Here is a 14,746-nt window from a genome sequence, read left to right on the forward strand (position 1 = left end):
ACGACGGGTGTGGGGGCATCGCTCGCTCAAGTCAAGGTGCCCCTACGGGGCGCCGCATTTCCAAATGTGGCTCTCCAACGCCCACAATCCCTCTTGCTGCCCACCTATCTCGGGGATTTTGGGCCAAAACCGCCCGAACGAGGAGCGCAGGCCCATTTACGGGCAGCCATTCCGGGTACATTTGGAATTCCTGTTGGTCCCCTCAATGGCTTGACGAGAGGCCCGGGCGGGGGTAAAATCTAATCGGCAAACAGGCAAAGGATGCGCTCTGTCCTCTATGACCTCAGTGAGCTTGATCCAGCGCAACAGAAGCAACTTGCTGCTGTCTTGGATGGTCTTCTCGCGATGGTGAGAGGCCAGAAGCGCTTATCTAACCACGAATAGTGAATCGTAATGCTATCAACAGGTGGAGGCAAGAGTATGAATCATAACCACCAAGATGTATTGGGCGAGCTTTACCGTGTTTTGGATTTCAAGCCCGGCGAGAATTTGGTTTCACAGATACAAACCGATGAAGTCTACCAGTCAATGCTCTTCAGGCAGGCAAAGCAAAAACTGGGCGCGGATGCGGTTTTCTTTTTCAAGCCGCGCGGTAGCAACATCAGTGTCCCCTACATCTACTTTCGCCGCCTGGAAGCGCAAGACCCCCGGCAAGTATCGGTCGAGATCGCCGAACTCCACAAGTTGGCCTGGAATATGGGCAAGGCGCCTTTGCTGTTTGTTGTGCTGACTGATGGGCGAATCCTGATCTACAACACCTTTCAAAGCCCTACCGATCCCGTTCCTGGAGTTGAGTATGGAACGGGCCTCATTGATAGTTTGGATATATACTCTGCGGCAGAAGGTGAACGGCAGCGGCTGCTTGCCTATCGCCGTTCGGAGCTAGAATCGGGACGGTATTGGCAGGTAAATCGAGATCGCTTCGATCCCAAGCAACAAGCGCACTATACCCTTCTCAATCACCTTAAGATTACGCGGCGCAAGTTGCTTAGTTTGCTGTCTGAGAGCATGCCCGCAGCTACAGCCGCAGAGATCGTTCATAGCCTGCTCGGGCGTTCAATTTTCATCAAATACTTAGAGGATCGTAGAGATTCCGCTGGGAGAAATGTGTTTCCCGAGGGTTTCTTCTCGGGTTTTCGGCACGGTGCAACATGCTTCATGGACGTGCTATCCGACAAGGACGCTACGTATCGTTTGTTTGATTATCTCAACGCAAAGTTTAACGGGGATATGTTCCCTATCCAGGAAACTGAAAGGGACCGTGTAACAGGCGAGCATCTGCTGAGGTTACAAGAATTTCTCACCGGAGAGCAAGAGTTGGTTACAGGGCAACTCAGCCTATGGAAGTTCTATTCGTTTGATGTCATTCCGATCGAGTTCATCAGCAATGTGTACGAGGAATTCTTCCACATTCAAGCTGCCGACGCCACGGAAGGCTCGGCCAAGAATGAGACCCACTACACCCCCCATCATCTTGTCGAGTTTCTCGTTGACGAAGTGTTCCCGTGGGATGGGCAGAAAACCGCTTTCACCATCTTGGATCCAGCATGCGGATCAGGGATTTTTCTCGTTGAGATCTACCGCCGTCTCATTGCGCATTGGTTCCAGGCTCATCCAGATCAAAGCAGTATCACGCCATTTCAACTCAATGATCTGCTGGTACAAAATGTTTTTGGTGTTGATCTTAATCCAGAAGCCATCCGGGTAGCGGCCTTCAGCCTGTACCTGACGATGTGCGATTTCCTGGAACCCCGTCAAATCTGGGAGGATGTTCGCTTCTCACAACTTCGTGGTCATAACCTGTTCTGCTCTGATTTCTTCGCGGATGACCTGGAGTTCGTGAAGCGGAAATATGATCTCGTCATCGGGAATCCCCCATGGGCAAGCAGGCTTACCCATGCTGCGATACAGTATCGTGCGCGCATGAAAACCGAGCACCCTAAGCGGGAATTTGCCCCCGACAATCAAATCTCGATAGCATTCCTCTGGCGCGCCGCTGAGTTCTGCGAGCAAGATGGCCGCGCCTGCCTGATCATGCCGAGCAAGGGGCTTCTGTTCAACCGATCTAACCCCCACAGAGTTTTTCGGAAGGAGTTCTTTGCGCGCTACAACATAAAAACCGTCATCAACTTTTCGGTGATTCGCCATGCTCTGTTCAGCAAGGCGGTCGACCCAGCTACCGCGATCATTTACGCACCTTCCGAGCCTGACGATACCAAGCCGATTCTGTACTGCACTCCAAAACCCGCTCATTCTCTCGTTGATAAATGGCAGTTCGTGATTGACTCACAAGATATCGCTATGCTGCCGCGTTCTGAGACACGAGAAGATGACGTTATCTGGAAAGTGGCAATGTGGGGGGGGCCTCGAGACTATGCGCTCATCAAGCGGCTGATGTCCCCTGCGTACACAACTCTCGGCCAGATTTGCAAAGATAGACAGTGGGTAAATGGAGAGGGTGTCATTGTTGGAAAGGAAGCACAACGGAAAAACGATGCTTCTTGGTTGGTTGGCAAACCCTATGTCGAGGCAAAGAGCCTGAATCGCTTCGCGGTGAACGAGGCGGCTTTGCCATTGTTTGAAATATCCAAGCTGCAGCGGCCCAGGCCAGATCAAAAGGCGATATTTTCCGGGCCTCACGTTCTGCTCAAGCAGAGTCCGCTGACCGGTGAATCAGGGTTCAGGGCAGCACTGCTGTTGGGTGATGCCGTTTTCAGACATTCCTTGATCGGAATAAACGGGCCAGTACATGATTTGGATCTTCTCGTAGAGTGCTGCATTGCGCTCAATAGTCGTGTTCCCCTGTACTTTGCGATGATGTCAAGCAGACGATGGCTGGTTGAGCGTGATGAACTCGAAGAAGCAGAGGTCATGACCTTGCCCATGCCAAAAGACCGCTCTAATCAGCCTGTCACCGTCGGCACGCTTCGCGCTCTCTCACAAGATCCCGATTGGGAGAGCAAAGTGGCTGCTCTCACGGAAGGTCTATTTGGTTTGACCAGGGATGAGCAAATACTGGTTGATGACGCGATCAATTTTACGCTTGACTTTTTCCGGTGGAAAGGCAATTCAAAGGCGGTAAAACCGACATTCAGCCAAACGGAGGGCGATCGCCTACTCAAAGAGTATCTCGATGTGATGATCTACACGCTTGAGGGATCATTTGGAAAACCTTTTACTACCACGATTTTCGAGCATGGTGATTCTCCCCTGAGAGTTGTTGCGGTGAAACTGTCCGAGACGGGTGAGTCAGGTATTCCCAGAATCACGATCGAAGGCTCTCAACCTGCACTGGATTTGGCTTTGCAGAAGGCAGATGAATTTCTCAAAGAGCGTCGCTTGCCAAATGTATTCATACAGCGCAATGTCAGAGCTTACATCGGGAAGACCATTTACGTGGTGAAGCCGGATCAGCAGCGATATTGGACAAGAGCAAGCGCCTTGAGAGACGCTGATGAGATCTATGTAGACATCATGCAGGCATGGAGGCCATCTTTATGAGCCTCCACGATCTCATTGGCCCCCAACCACTGCAACCAATCGAGCTATCGCGAGCGCTTGGCCCCGATGGGGTGAAACGACTCCTGGAGCTAATTCGTGATGCCTACTTCGATCTCGTCCAATCAAGAAAGATCAACCGATCCATGGACGAGAACCAGATAACCGAGGAGTTATGCATCCACATTCAGAAATGCCAGCGTCTGAGCGGAATCTTGCCCTCGGTTTATGTTATTCACGAAAAGCAGGATAGGACCCAAGCGAAGAATACAGGGAAGGCTCCTACTGTGGACTTTTGTTTCCGCGGGGAATGGCGGGATGATGTCTATTTCGGGGCTGAATGCAAAATAGTCGAGGCAGATAACAAAAAGTTGTGTGAGGAGTTTGTCTCGAACGGTGTCATGAGATATGTAGCAGGCAAATATGGGCAGGCGTTTCAAGAAGGCGCCATGCTCGGGTACATTCGCAGTACCGAATGCGAGGCTGTTGCCGCCGAACTACGCACTCGGATGGAACAGCTCGATGGTTCTCCATCGCTGCATCGGTCAGACCTCCTATTGCCCTTTCAAGATTACCATACTTCATGCCATCAGCGAGTGGTCGGTATCACGCCTCTTTTTACGATTCATCACCTTTTGTTCTTGTTTGCGACTTGAGCCCATTTTGCACCAATAGCCAGAGGCGTGTTTTTGGCAAATGAAAGCTCGGCCAGGAATACCCGGCGCCCATCGTGGATCATGGCGCGGCGCGTGAGCGGACGCTGGCCGCGTATCAACGGGCGACCCAGGTCGCAGCAACGGCTACGAAGCCTGCCCGGCCCAGGCTAACGCACTTGCAAGCGCCGGATGCAAAAGGTCAAAGGACGTACGATGTTCAAGATGGCACCCTGCACCACAGGCATGGGCAAAGTCGAAGCCACAAGCATCGGCTGGCGTCTGCGCCTGCCGCCGACGACCAACGGGGTGTACAGCAACGCGCAGCTCGATGATTACCAGGGACGCCCGCGACGCGCCTTCCCCTGGCGCCCGCCGTTGACGTTGACGATCCGCGCGCGCTTTTCGCACGAAGCCGGTGAGCTGCGCGGCACGGCCGGCTTTGGCTTTTGGAACAGCCCCTACCCCACCGCAGACGCCAGACTGCCCGCGCTGCCACGGGCCGTCTGGTTTTTCTACGCCTCCCCGCCCTCCAACATGGCGCTGGCGGCCGGCGTGCCCGGTCATGGCTGGAAGGCCGCGGTGATGGATGCGCAGCGCCCGCTGTTTTATCTGCTGGCGTCCGCGGCGCCGGCCGGATTTGTCCTGATGCGCTTTCCGCGCCTCTACCGCGCCCTGTGGCCGCTCGGTCAACGTGCGCTGGGGGTTGCAGAAGCCGAGGCGCGGGTTAGCCTGACCGCCTGGCACACCTACACCATAGCATGGGGCGCGCAGCAGACGCGCTTCCTGGTTGACGGCGCCGAGGTCTTGCAGACGCCCAGGTCGCCGGCCGGCCCGCTCGGCCTGGTCATCTGGCTCGATAACCAATACGCCATCGTGACGCCGCAGGGGCGCTTCCGCGGCGGCCTGCTCACCACCGAGGCCGAGCAGTGGCTGGATGTCGAAATCAGTTAGCCGCGGCGGGCGGTACATCGGCCAGTTCAGCGTAGATACGCACCGTCCCCTCCTCCAGACTCCAGATCTGCGTGGCAAACTGCTCGATGAAGTAGCGGTCGTGAACGATCGCCAGCACCGTGCCGGTGAACGCGGCCAGCGCCTGCTCGAACCGGCTGCGCGACGGAATGTCCAGGTGATTGATCGGCTCATCCAACAGCAGGAAATTGCAGCCCAGCGCCACCAGGTGAGCCAGGGCGAGCCGCGTCCGTTCGCCAAAGCTCAGCAGATGCACCGGCGTAAAGACCGCATCGCCCGCGAAGAGAAAGTAGTGCAGAAAACTACGCACCTCGGTCTCGTTCATGGCCGCTACCCGGCGTATCGTTTCCAACGGCGTGCTGGCCGGGTCGAGCAGTTCCTGTTCCTGGGCAAAGTAGCCCAGGCGCACCCCCGCGCCCAGGCGCACATGACCGGCGCTGGGCGCCAACTGCCCCTGGATGATGCGCGCCAGGGTCGTCTTGCCGCTGCCGTTGCGGCCAATCAACGCCACACGTTCGCCGGCGCGCAGGGTCAGGTTGACGTCATGAAACAGTTCCTGGGCGCCAAAGCGTTGGGCCACGTCGGTCAACACCAACACCTCACGGCCGCTCTCTGGCTGCGCACCAAAGTCGAGTTTCATCTGCCAGGTCAGCGCCGGCTTCTCGATGCGCTCCTCTGAGTCGAGCAGACGCTCCAGCCGCCGGCGCTGCACCGTCATGCGGCGGGCAATGCCCAGGGCAATTTTGCGTGTGGCGAAGTCAATCGTCCCGTGCTCGATGTTGCGCGCGTGCGATTCCTTGTCCGCAATCGTCGCGGTCATCCGTTGGATGAACTCCTGCTGCTCCCTATACGCGGCCAGGTGTTTGGCCCGTGCGCTTTCTTTGGCCAACATATAATCGGTGTACGCACCGGGATAGGCGGTCAGGCGATGGGTCTGCTCGTCAATCTCCAGGATGGCGTTCACCGTGTGATCCAGGAAGGCGCGGTCGTGCGACACGATAATCACCGCGCCATCATAGCCAGCCACGAACTGCTCCAGCCATCGCAACGCGCCGATGTCCAGATGATTGGTCGGCTCATCCAACAGCAGAAGGTCGGGGTACGTCAGCAGCAGGCACGCCAAGCCCAGCCGCGTCTTCTGGCCGCCGCTGAGAATCTGCACGGGGGTGGCCGCTTCCAGCGCGTGCAGGCCCAGGCCGGTCAACACCACATGGATGCGTGTCTCGATGCTGTAGCCGCCCAGGCGCTCGAAATCAGCCAAAGCCAGGTCATAGGCAACCAGGATGGCGTCAAGTTCGGCGCCGGACGCCTGTCCCATGGCCGCGGCCAGGGTTTGGACCTGCTGCTCGGCCGCGCTGAGCGCGGCGCTGGCCTGCCTGAGCATATCGTCAACCGTGGCATCAGCGGTGTAGACCAGTGCCTGCGCCAGGTAGCCGACGCGCACCGGCCCCGGCCCCAGGCGCACGCTGCCACTGTCGGGCGCCTCCTGGCCCAGGATGATGCGCAGCAGCGTGGTTTTGCCGCAGCCGTTAGGGCCGATCAGCCCGACGCGCCCGCCGCGGTTGGCGGTGAAGGAAATGCCGGTGAGGATGACCTCGCCGGCAAAAGACTTACAGATATGACTCACTTGCAGCATCACAGCCCCCCTTGCGAGGGTGTCAATTCCCGCCCGATCGCGATCTCATGCCGCCGAGCTGGCCCGCTTGCAGAAGAGCTGATACTCGTCGCGGCTGCCGTAGAGCGCGCGACCCGCGCTGGCGCCGGCCAGTTCCCAGCCTTCGGCGCCGAGCTGATTGAGATAATCGTGCAGCAGCGGCTGATCTTCCCAATTGGCAATCTTCTCGCCGTTACGGTAGCGCGGCCGCCAGCCCTTGTATTCCTGGAACGAAATCACCAGGTATTCCCAACGCCGGGGCGCGACGGTGGCCTTTGGCGCCAGGCTTACAGGCTCTTTCGCCGCTGGTTGCGCGGCGGCGCGGCGGCCGGTCTGCTGGCGGGTTGCCGGCCAGTTGTGTCGCGCGGCGGGGGCGCGGCCACCACAGGCGTCGGCCCTGATGCACCTCCGCCCAGCAGTTCACCCAACAGGTCAGGGGTTTGTTTACGCTCGGTCATCACGTGTGATCCTTTCTACCAACGCCTGGTAATCCTCCGCGCCCGGTGAATGAGGCGCAAACTCGAAGATACTCTGCCCGTAGCCCGGCGCCTCCGACAGGCGCACGCTGTAGCGCACCGGCGCGCAGACCTGTTCGCCGTAATGGCTCTGCAGTTGCTCCAGGATTTCCGCTGACTTGCGCACACGCCGATCGAAAAACGTAGGCAAGATATAGGCCAGGTGCAGGGCCGGATGATACTTCTGGATGGCGGCCAGGCTCGTGCCGAATTCGATCAGCCCTTGCAGGGTCAGCACCTCCAGCGAGACCGGCGCCAGGACCTCGTGCGCATAGAACAGGGCATTGACGGTCAGTGCGTCCCAGCCGGGCGCGGTATCCAGGATGGCGAAATCGAACTGGTCTTCGTACACCGTCAGCGCCTCCGCCAGCACCTGTTCGCCGCCGAAGTCGCGGCGGGTGATCTGGCGCTTGAGTCCGGCCAGGGCACGACCGCCGGCCAACACCGCCAGGCGTTCACGCGCGGGAAGTAGCGCCTCTGCCGGAGTCGTCTCCCCAGTCACCAGGTCAGCCAGCCCCAGCATGGCCTGCACGCCCAGGGCCTTCGTCACCTGGCCCTGTGTATCCACATCCACCAACAGGACCCGCTGCCCGGCCAACGCCAACCCGGCTGCCAGGTTGACGGCCGTGGTCGTCTTACCCACACCGCCCTTGGAGAGGGCAACAGCAATTTTACGCATGCAGGATGCCTCCAGTTGAACAGTTACGGATAATTTTAGGGCTTGTCAAGAAACAACTTCCTGTTCTTGTCCGCATTTCGGTCAGGAAAATGCGGGAACCTATTCTTTGACGAGCCCTTAGTATACCACAAAGCAGGCCAACCCTTCAACAGCCGGCGACTGGAAGTCGCTGCAACCATCGCAAAGCCTGCCTGCGCAGGCTGGAAACGACAGCCGACGAAGGTCGGCTTCGCAACCGTAGCAGCGGTTTCAACCGCCGGTCGCCGGTCGCCAAAAACAAAAACAGCCTGCGGGGTTTTGGAAACCCCACAGGCCGTTCTGTCAATTGTCTTGACGACTCAGCCTACCCGGGATAGAGACAGGATTGCAGGATTGACAGGATATTCCAACCTCCGGCGCCGATTTGTCTTGCCCACCACAGGCCAAAAATCCTGTTCATCCTGTCCAGATCGGCCTGCAAGGCCTCCCTCATCTGTTCTACGGCGCGACGTAGTCCTCCGTCTCGCCGTAGCGGAAACCGCCGGCCGGCCCGTCGCCCACGCTGTTGAGCGCAAACGGCGCCTCGCTCAGGGTGATGCGCATCCACTGCGCCTTCGGCTCCGGTTTCCAGGCCCGGAAGGCCGGCGTGGTCAGCGTGTAGGTGCCCGGCCCCAGGGTCAGGGCCAGGTTCTGCACCGTCCACTCCGGCGCCGTGTTGTTACCGCCGCAGTTCATTGTATCGTCCCATGCGGCGTCGCGATTCCAGTCGAACCAGACATTGACGTAGCGCGTGCGCCAGCCGCCGGCCACCGTAACGGTGTAGGTAAAGCTCGTCAGCCCGCAGTGCGGCAGGTTGATGCTGGACGGCGTCACCCCCTCATCGTACTCATCCCGGTTGGACAACCCCGGCGGCGTCGGCGGGTCCAGATTGGGCCAGTCCGGGCCATCTTCGTCGGGAATCAGGTCCGCGTCATTTTCTTGGCTGACCCATGCGCCCAGCCAGGCGTCGGATCGGGGGTAGCGGTGCATGGGGCCATACGGCGCGCCCAAGTCCGGATCATACACCGTGGGGAACGCGGCGGTCACCGCGGGCGGACCGGTGTAGGCCACCATGCTGGCGCCGTAGTGATTGGTGGAGTCGGGCGCATCGCCCACATCCCGATAGAGCGGCGCGGCCAGGGGGAACCACCACCACCAACGGGAGGGCCACCACCACCAGGCGCCCCACCAGTTCCACCACCACCACGGGCCCCACCAGCCCCACCAGATCCAGTTCAGCCCCCACCACCAGGGGCGCAAGGACCACGATGACCACCAGGGCCACCAGTTCCAGCCCCAAGACCACGGCCACCAAGCCCAGCCGCCCCACCAGTACCAGGGGCCCCACCACCAGGTGCCCCACCACCAGGAACGCCAGCCCCACCACCAGGGCCACCAGAAGCGGCCGCCCCACCAGGGCCACCAGCCCCAGCTGAACCACCAGGGCCACCAGAAGCCGCCCCACCACCAGGGCCACCACCACCAACCCCAGCCTTGCCACCAGGGGGAGCCCCATCCGCCCCAGTTGAACCACCACCAGGGCCACCAGAAGCCGCCCCACCACCAGGGCCACCACCAGCGCCACCACCAGCCGCACCACCAGCCCCATTTGAAGGGCCAGTACCACCACCAGTGCCACCAGCCGCGCCACTTGAACCACCACCAGGGCCACCACCAGCCGCCCCACCACCAGGGCCACCACCACCAGCCCCAGCCAAACCACCAGGGCCACCACCACCAGTTGCCCCACCACCACCAGGGCCAGCAGAAGTTACCCCACCAACCCCACCACCAGCCGGACCACCACCAGCGCCATTGCCACCACCACCAGCCGCCCCACCACGGGTTGGCCGGCCACCACCAGCGCCACCACCACCAGCGCAGTCCGAACCAGCCCCAGGGGCCATACCACCAGCCCCACCAGCCGTACGGCCGATAGAACCAGGCGCCCACGCCCCACCACCAGGGATACCAGAACCACCACTGTTCGCCGGTCGGATCGTTGTACGTGGTCGGGTTGTTGCCCACGTAGGTGTACAACGGCATCACCGAAAGCAGTTCCAGCGGGTGCTGCCAGCAGGCCGGGCATTGCGACAGGATCAAGCCTTCGTAGATCGGGTCGGGCTGCAGGAAGCGCCCTGCCGTCGGGTCATAGGTGCGCGTGCGGAAGTCGTAGCGACTACTGGTGCGGTCGAGCGGCCGGCCGGTGAACAGCAGGTTGTTCGGCGGCGCCGCGATCGTGCCCGCTTCGCTGTACAATTCGCCGAACGCCGTGTACTCATAGCGTTTGACCACCGCCCCCACCTGGTCAATGATCTGACGCGTGGAGCCGAGCGCATCGCGCAGGAAGAAGTGAACCGTGGCGCTGCCTGGCACGATGCGCGCCACCTGCTCGTCAATCTCCTGGCCGAACAGATAACTGGCGCTCAGCGTGGGCACGCCGGTCGCGTTGCCATACTCGGCCACCACATTCGGCCCATCGTACAGATAGCCCGTGCAGTTGCTGCCCCCGCCGTTGCAGTCCAACACCTTATTGCCCAAGGCGTCGTAGGCATAGGTGCGTGCGTCGCCGGCCAGCGGATTGGCGTAGGCGGTCTGACGGCCGCCGGGATCATAGGCAAACTGCTCCGTCAAGGCCGGGCCGAGCACCGACTGGCGCATCTGCAGATTGCCGCGGCCATCATACAGGTGCTGAATGATCTGCGTCGGCGGCCCCCCGCCCTCGTATTGTAACGTCTGCGCAATCTGATGCGCAGCGTCATAGAACGTATCGGTGCGCACACAGGTCGTGCCAGGGATACAGCCGCCGCTGATCTCCTCCCGGCGCACGCGGTTGCCCACGTTGTCGTAGGTGTATTGGGTGTCATAGGCGGTTGGGCCAGGCGGAATCACCTGCACGCGCGTCTCGCGCGTCAACCGGCTGTGAGTCAACGGGTCGTAAGTGTATTGCAGTTGCGTCGTCTGGCTGCCCTGCTCCACTGTCTCCTGCAAGCGGTTGCCGTTGGCATCATAGGTGTAGAGCAAGCGTGAGAGCTGCACCGTGCAGCCTGCATCCTGGCAATGACGCACCTGGCTCAAGCGGCCGGCGCCGTTGTAGCTGTAGACTGCATACCCCACCGCCGCGCCGTTCTTCCTGAAGACAGACTGCGTGACGCGGCCTTCCAGGTCGTAGGTCTTGCCCTCTGTTGTGGTCAGCGTGCCGCCGTTGTCGCTGCGCACCATCTGAGTCAAACGATTCTTCGCGTCCCAGGTCATATCCACCTGCGCGGGCGCGGTCAGCCCCGGCAGTTGATAGGTCTTGCGCGTTGGGTTGCCCACCGCGTCGTACTCATAGCCGATCATGGCTGCCAGCGTGGGCGAGATCACCTGCGCGGTTTGCACAACCCGGTTGCGCGCATCGTAGGTGAACGTGGTCTCCGTGGTCAAGCCGCCGCTGCCGTTGAAGTGCCGGGCCGCCGTGGCATTGCCGACCGCGTCGTACGCCTGCTCATCGTGGCTGCCATCGCTGTAATCGGTACGCGTGATGCGGTTCTGATTGTCGTAGGTGTAGTGCGTGATGCTGCCGTCCGGCGCGATCTTGTCGGTCAGGTTGCCGAGCAGATCATACTGATAACCCGTCAGCCGGCTGAGTGGATCCGTGCTGCTGGTCAGGCGCCCCAGGTCATCATAGCCATAGACCCACACCCCACCGTTGGCATCGGTCATCTGGGTGCGGCGCCCGCGGCTGTCATACTGGAACAGGGTAATGTACCCCCCCTCCACCTCCTGCACCACGCGTCCCAACGCATCGAGCGTGGTCTGGATGCTGTTGCCTAGCGGCGCGATCATCCCCGTCTGCCGACCGGCCGGGCTGTACTGAATCTGCGTCGTCTCCGGTGGGCCGCCAGTCGCACGCGTGGCTTGGGTCAAACGGCCGTCGGTATCATAGACAAACTGCGTCGTCTGTCCCACCGCGTTGATGACGGCCGTCGTATGGCCGAGTGCATCGTACTGCAACTGCGTCATGCCGCCCAGGGGATCGTTCACCTGGGTCATGCGATGGGCGTAGTCATAGCTGAAGTTGGTGGTTTGGCCGCGCGCGTTCGTCAGCGCGGTCACGTTGCCGCCAGCGTCATACGCATAGGTCGTCGTCTGGCTCAGGGCATCGGTCTCGCTGAGCTTGCGCCCCGCAGCATCGTAGGCGAAGGTTTCTGTGCGGCTGAGCGGGTCGGTGACCTGAATGATGTTGCCCGCCAGGTTGTATTGGTAGACATTGGATTTGCCGTCCGCGTTCGTCACCTGCGTCACACGGCCGATGCGATCCAATTGAAAGGTCGTGGTTTGGCCGACTGCGTTCGTGATCGTGCGCGCCCGGCTGGCATCATCGTAAGCCAGAGTCGTCGTCTGCCCCTGCGGCGCCATCACCTGCACGGGGCGGTCGTGACCGTCGTAGGTCACCTGGGTCATCTGCCCGGCCGGATCGGTCATGCGCACCATGCGATTCGCGGCGTCGACCATGTACTGGGTGGTGTGGCCGGCCGCGTCCTTTGCTGCCAGCTTGTTGCCGCGACCGTCGTAGGTGTACTCGGTCGTGCGGGCGTCAGGATCGGTGGCCGCGGTGAGATTGCCCAGCGCGTCGTACACCATCTGTGTCACGCCGCCCAGCGCGGCCGTGATGCGTGTCTGGCGGTCGAACGTATCATATTGGAACGTGGTGGCGCCGCCGCCTGGCTTGGTCTCACTCACGCGGCGGTTGAGGTTGTCAAAGGTGAAGGTTGTGGCATTGCCGCCCGCGTCCATCGCCTGTGTCAGATTCCCATCGCCGTCATAGGTATTCTGCGTGACCGCACCCAGCGTATCCACAATCTGCAGCGGCTGGCCGCGACCGTTATTGATGAACTGCGTCGTGTGGCCCAGCGGGTCGGTGGAGCTGAGCAACTGGCAGGTCGTGGCGCTGTAGGTGTTGCTGGTCACCGCGCCCTGCGCATCCTGCACCGACGTCTGGTTGTTGCACAGGTCATAGGTGAAACGAGTCTCCAGGCGCTCGGTCGCGGCCGGGTCCGGGTGTGCGGACTGGATGCGCAGCAGGCTGCCGCGGCTGTCGTACTCGTAGTGATTGCCGTCTCCGCCGCCCAGGTGCTGCAGATTGCCGCGACTGTCATAGTCGTACAGGATGACCATGCCGGTGGCGCTGTTGCTCACCTGGCTGATGCGGCTGCTGGTGGGCGCGTACATCACCGTGGTCATGCGGCCCAGGGGATCGGTCACGTCGGTCTGGCCGACCGCATAATTGTAAGTTTGCGGCAGCAAGGTGTCCGGCCGCTGCAGCGAGATCAGGCGCGCCAGGCCATCGTACTGATACTGGGTCATTTTGCCAATCGCGTCAGTGTCGGTTTCCAGGAGATCAACACCGGTGTAGCCATAGGTGCGCCAGGCCGCGCCAAAGCGATTGACGCTGGCCAAATCGCCGCCGCCGTAGTTGTAGTTGACCTGGCGGCCGGTATGATCGCGAGCCTGGCGCAGGGTGCCATTCGTGTTGTAGAGAAATTGCAGCGACATGCCGGAGGTGCTCTCGGCTTGGGTCAGGCGTCCGCTGCTGGGTGCATAAGTCAGCATGTAGCCATTGCCGCTGCGGTCCATCACGCTGGCCAGGTAGCCCGGCGCAACCAGATCGGCCAGCGGGCGGAACTGATAGATCAGGCCATCACGCGTGCGCAACTGCGGGCCGGCCGGGTCGGCGATGATCTCGCTGAAGACGCCATCGGCCTGATAGCCTGTCCACAGTTGATAGGCCGGCAGCACGTCCGTGCAGGGCAGTGCGAACGCCGCGGCCACGGTCTGCACATCCACGATATCGGTGCGGTTATCGGCCGGCAATTGCACGTCGAAGAAAACATCGAAGAAGGAGTCGCCAAGCTGCGTGCCCCAGCGTTCGGCGTCCAACTGCACATCGAGGACATCAATCGGCGTTGCCGTGCGGTTGACATCCTGGCGACAACTGTTCAGGTAGTCAATGGTCTCGCCATCGCCCTTGTGCAGGCGCAGACCGTTGCTGGTTGTTTCCAGGTAGACGTTGAGGCTGTGTGTCCATTTGCGCCCCATCGGCGCGAGGGTCGGCGCGGCCTGGCTATTGTAGGCCACCTGCAAGCCAAAGGTGGGGCCAACGCCGTTGAACTGGAAGTGCGTGTCGCTCAGGAGCAGGTTGCCGTTGGTGACATTGGCCCCATCCATCATCTGGATGGGGACGTCGGCCGGGTTGCCGTTCTCCTTTTGGCCCATGCCCAGGCCATTGCGGCCGGCCGGCGGCAACAGAGTCGGCAGCGTCGGTGCGGTAGGCATGGCGCGCACCGCTTGATCGGCCTGCGCCAAAGGGGTCATCGTCAACGTCAGAATCACGAGCCAGGTCAGGACAAGATAGATGCGGCGAGTGCGTTGAGACATGCGAACCTCCGAGAATCAATCCAGACTTCAGTAGAACCATCGGAATGAGCGGCACATCGGTGGGCATCGAGACGGCGAGCAGGGAGCACGAAGCGGGAGACCAGAGCTTGATGAGTGCGGGGAACAGGAAGGTATCAACCAGCAAGCGAACGGTCGAAGAGAAAGACAAGAAAATAATCAGTACGAGCGCAAATTCTGACGGCGGGCCACAAGTGTCTGTTACACACCAGATGTGCTATACTGCAAGCGGGAATAGACTTCACTTTACCGCCTAAGGAAACAGGCGCAATTCGTGCCCGCTTGCAGTATACAATGGCGTCGAAGAGGCGTCGCAGAG

General features: G+C 60.6%; 8 protein-coding genes. 3 read left to right on the forward strand and 5 right to left on the reverse strand.

Annotation, left to right across the window (positions count from 1 at the left end):
• The first annotated feature begins 420 nt into the window (after window positions 1–420).
• The 3 genes from IPF85_RS14190 (at window position 421) to IPF85_RS14200 (ending at window position 5,105) form a co-directional block, all read left to right on the forward strand.
• On the forward strand, window positions 421–3,501 hold the full coding sequence (locus IPF85_RS14190; protein ID WP_343408732.1) for an N-6 DNA methylase: 3,081 nt from the start codon (window positions 421–423) through the stop codon (window positions 3,499–3,501).
• Window positions 3,498–4,154 (forward strand): hypothetical protein, encoded by a 657-nt coding sequence (locus IPF85_RS14195; protein ID WP_343408733.1) that lies wholly within the window; start codon window positions 3,498–3,500, stop codon window positions 4,152–4,154. Before IPF85_RS14190 ends, IPF85_RS14195 begins: the two co-directional genes overlap by 4 nt.
• Before the next feature lie 213 nt (window positions 4,155–4,367).
• On the forward strand, window positions 4,368–5,105 hold the full coding sequence (locus IPF85_RS14200) for a hypothetical protein (RefSeq protein WP_343408734.1): 738 nt from the start codon (window positions 4,368–4,370) through the stop codon (window positions 5,103–5,105).
• Here IPF85_RS14200 and abc-f read toward each other — a convergent pair.
• From abc-f to IPF85_RS14225, 5 genes are all read right to left on the reverse strand, one after another.
• Window positions 5,098–6,759, reverse strand: a complete 1,662-nt coding sequence (gene abc-f, locus IPF85_RS14205) for a ribosomal protection-like ABC-F family protein (RefSeq protein WP_343408735.1) — start codon at window positions 6,757–6,759, stop codon at window positions 5,098–5,100. The two genes, IPF85_RS14200 and abc-f, sit on opposite strands and share 8 nt — an antisense overlap.
• 45 nt (window positions 6,760–6,804) lie before the next feature.
• Window positions 6,805–7,017, reverse strand: coding sequence for a hypothetical protein (locus tag IPF85_RS14210; RefSeq protein ID WP_343408736.1), 213 nt, complete (start codon window positions 7,015–7,017; stop codon window positions 6,805–6,807).
• A 47-nt stretch (window positions 7,018–7,064) separates the two neighbouring features.
• The gene (locus tag IPF85_RS14215; protein WP_343408737.1) at window positions 7,065–7,235 is read right to left on the reverse strand and encodes a hypothetical protein; all 171 of its coding nucleotides are present in this window, start codon (window positions 7,233–7,235) and stop codon (window positions 7,065–7,067) included.
• Window positions 7,222–7,971 (reverse strand): ParA family protein, encoded by a 750-nt coding sequence (locus tag IPF85_RS14220; RefSeq protein WP_343408738.1) that lies wholly within the window; start codon window positions 7,969–7,971, stop codon window positions 7,222–7,224. The genes IPF85_RS14215 and IPF85_RS14220 overlap by 14 nt, the downstream gene beginning before the upstream one ends.
• Before the next feature lie 477 nt (window positions 7,972–8,448).
• Window positions 8,449–14,409, reverse strand: a complete 5,961-nt coding sequence (locus IPF85_RS14225) for an RHS repeat-associated core domain-containing protein (RefSeq protein WP_343408739.1) — start codon at window positions 14,407–14,409, stop codon at window positions 8,449–8,451.
• Between the last annotated feature and the right edge of the window lie 337 nt (window positions 14,410–14,746).

The organism is Candidatus Amarolinea dominans, assembly GCF_016704685.1.
Classification (GTDB): Bacteria; Chloroflexota; Anaerolineae; order SSC4; family Amarolineaceae; genus Amarolinea; species Amarolinea dominans.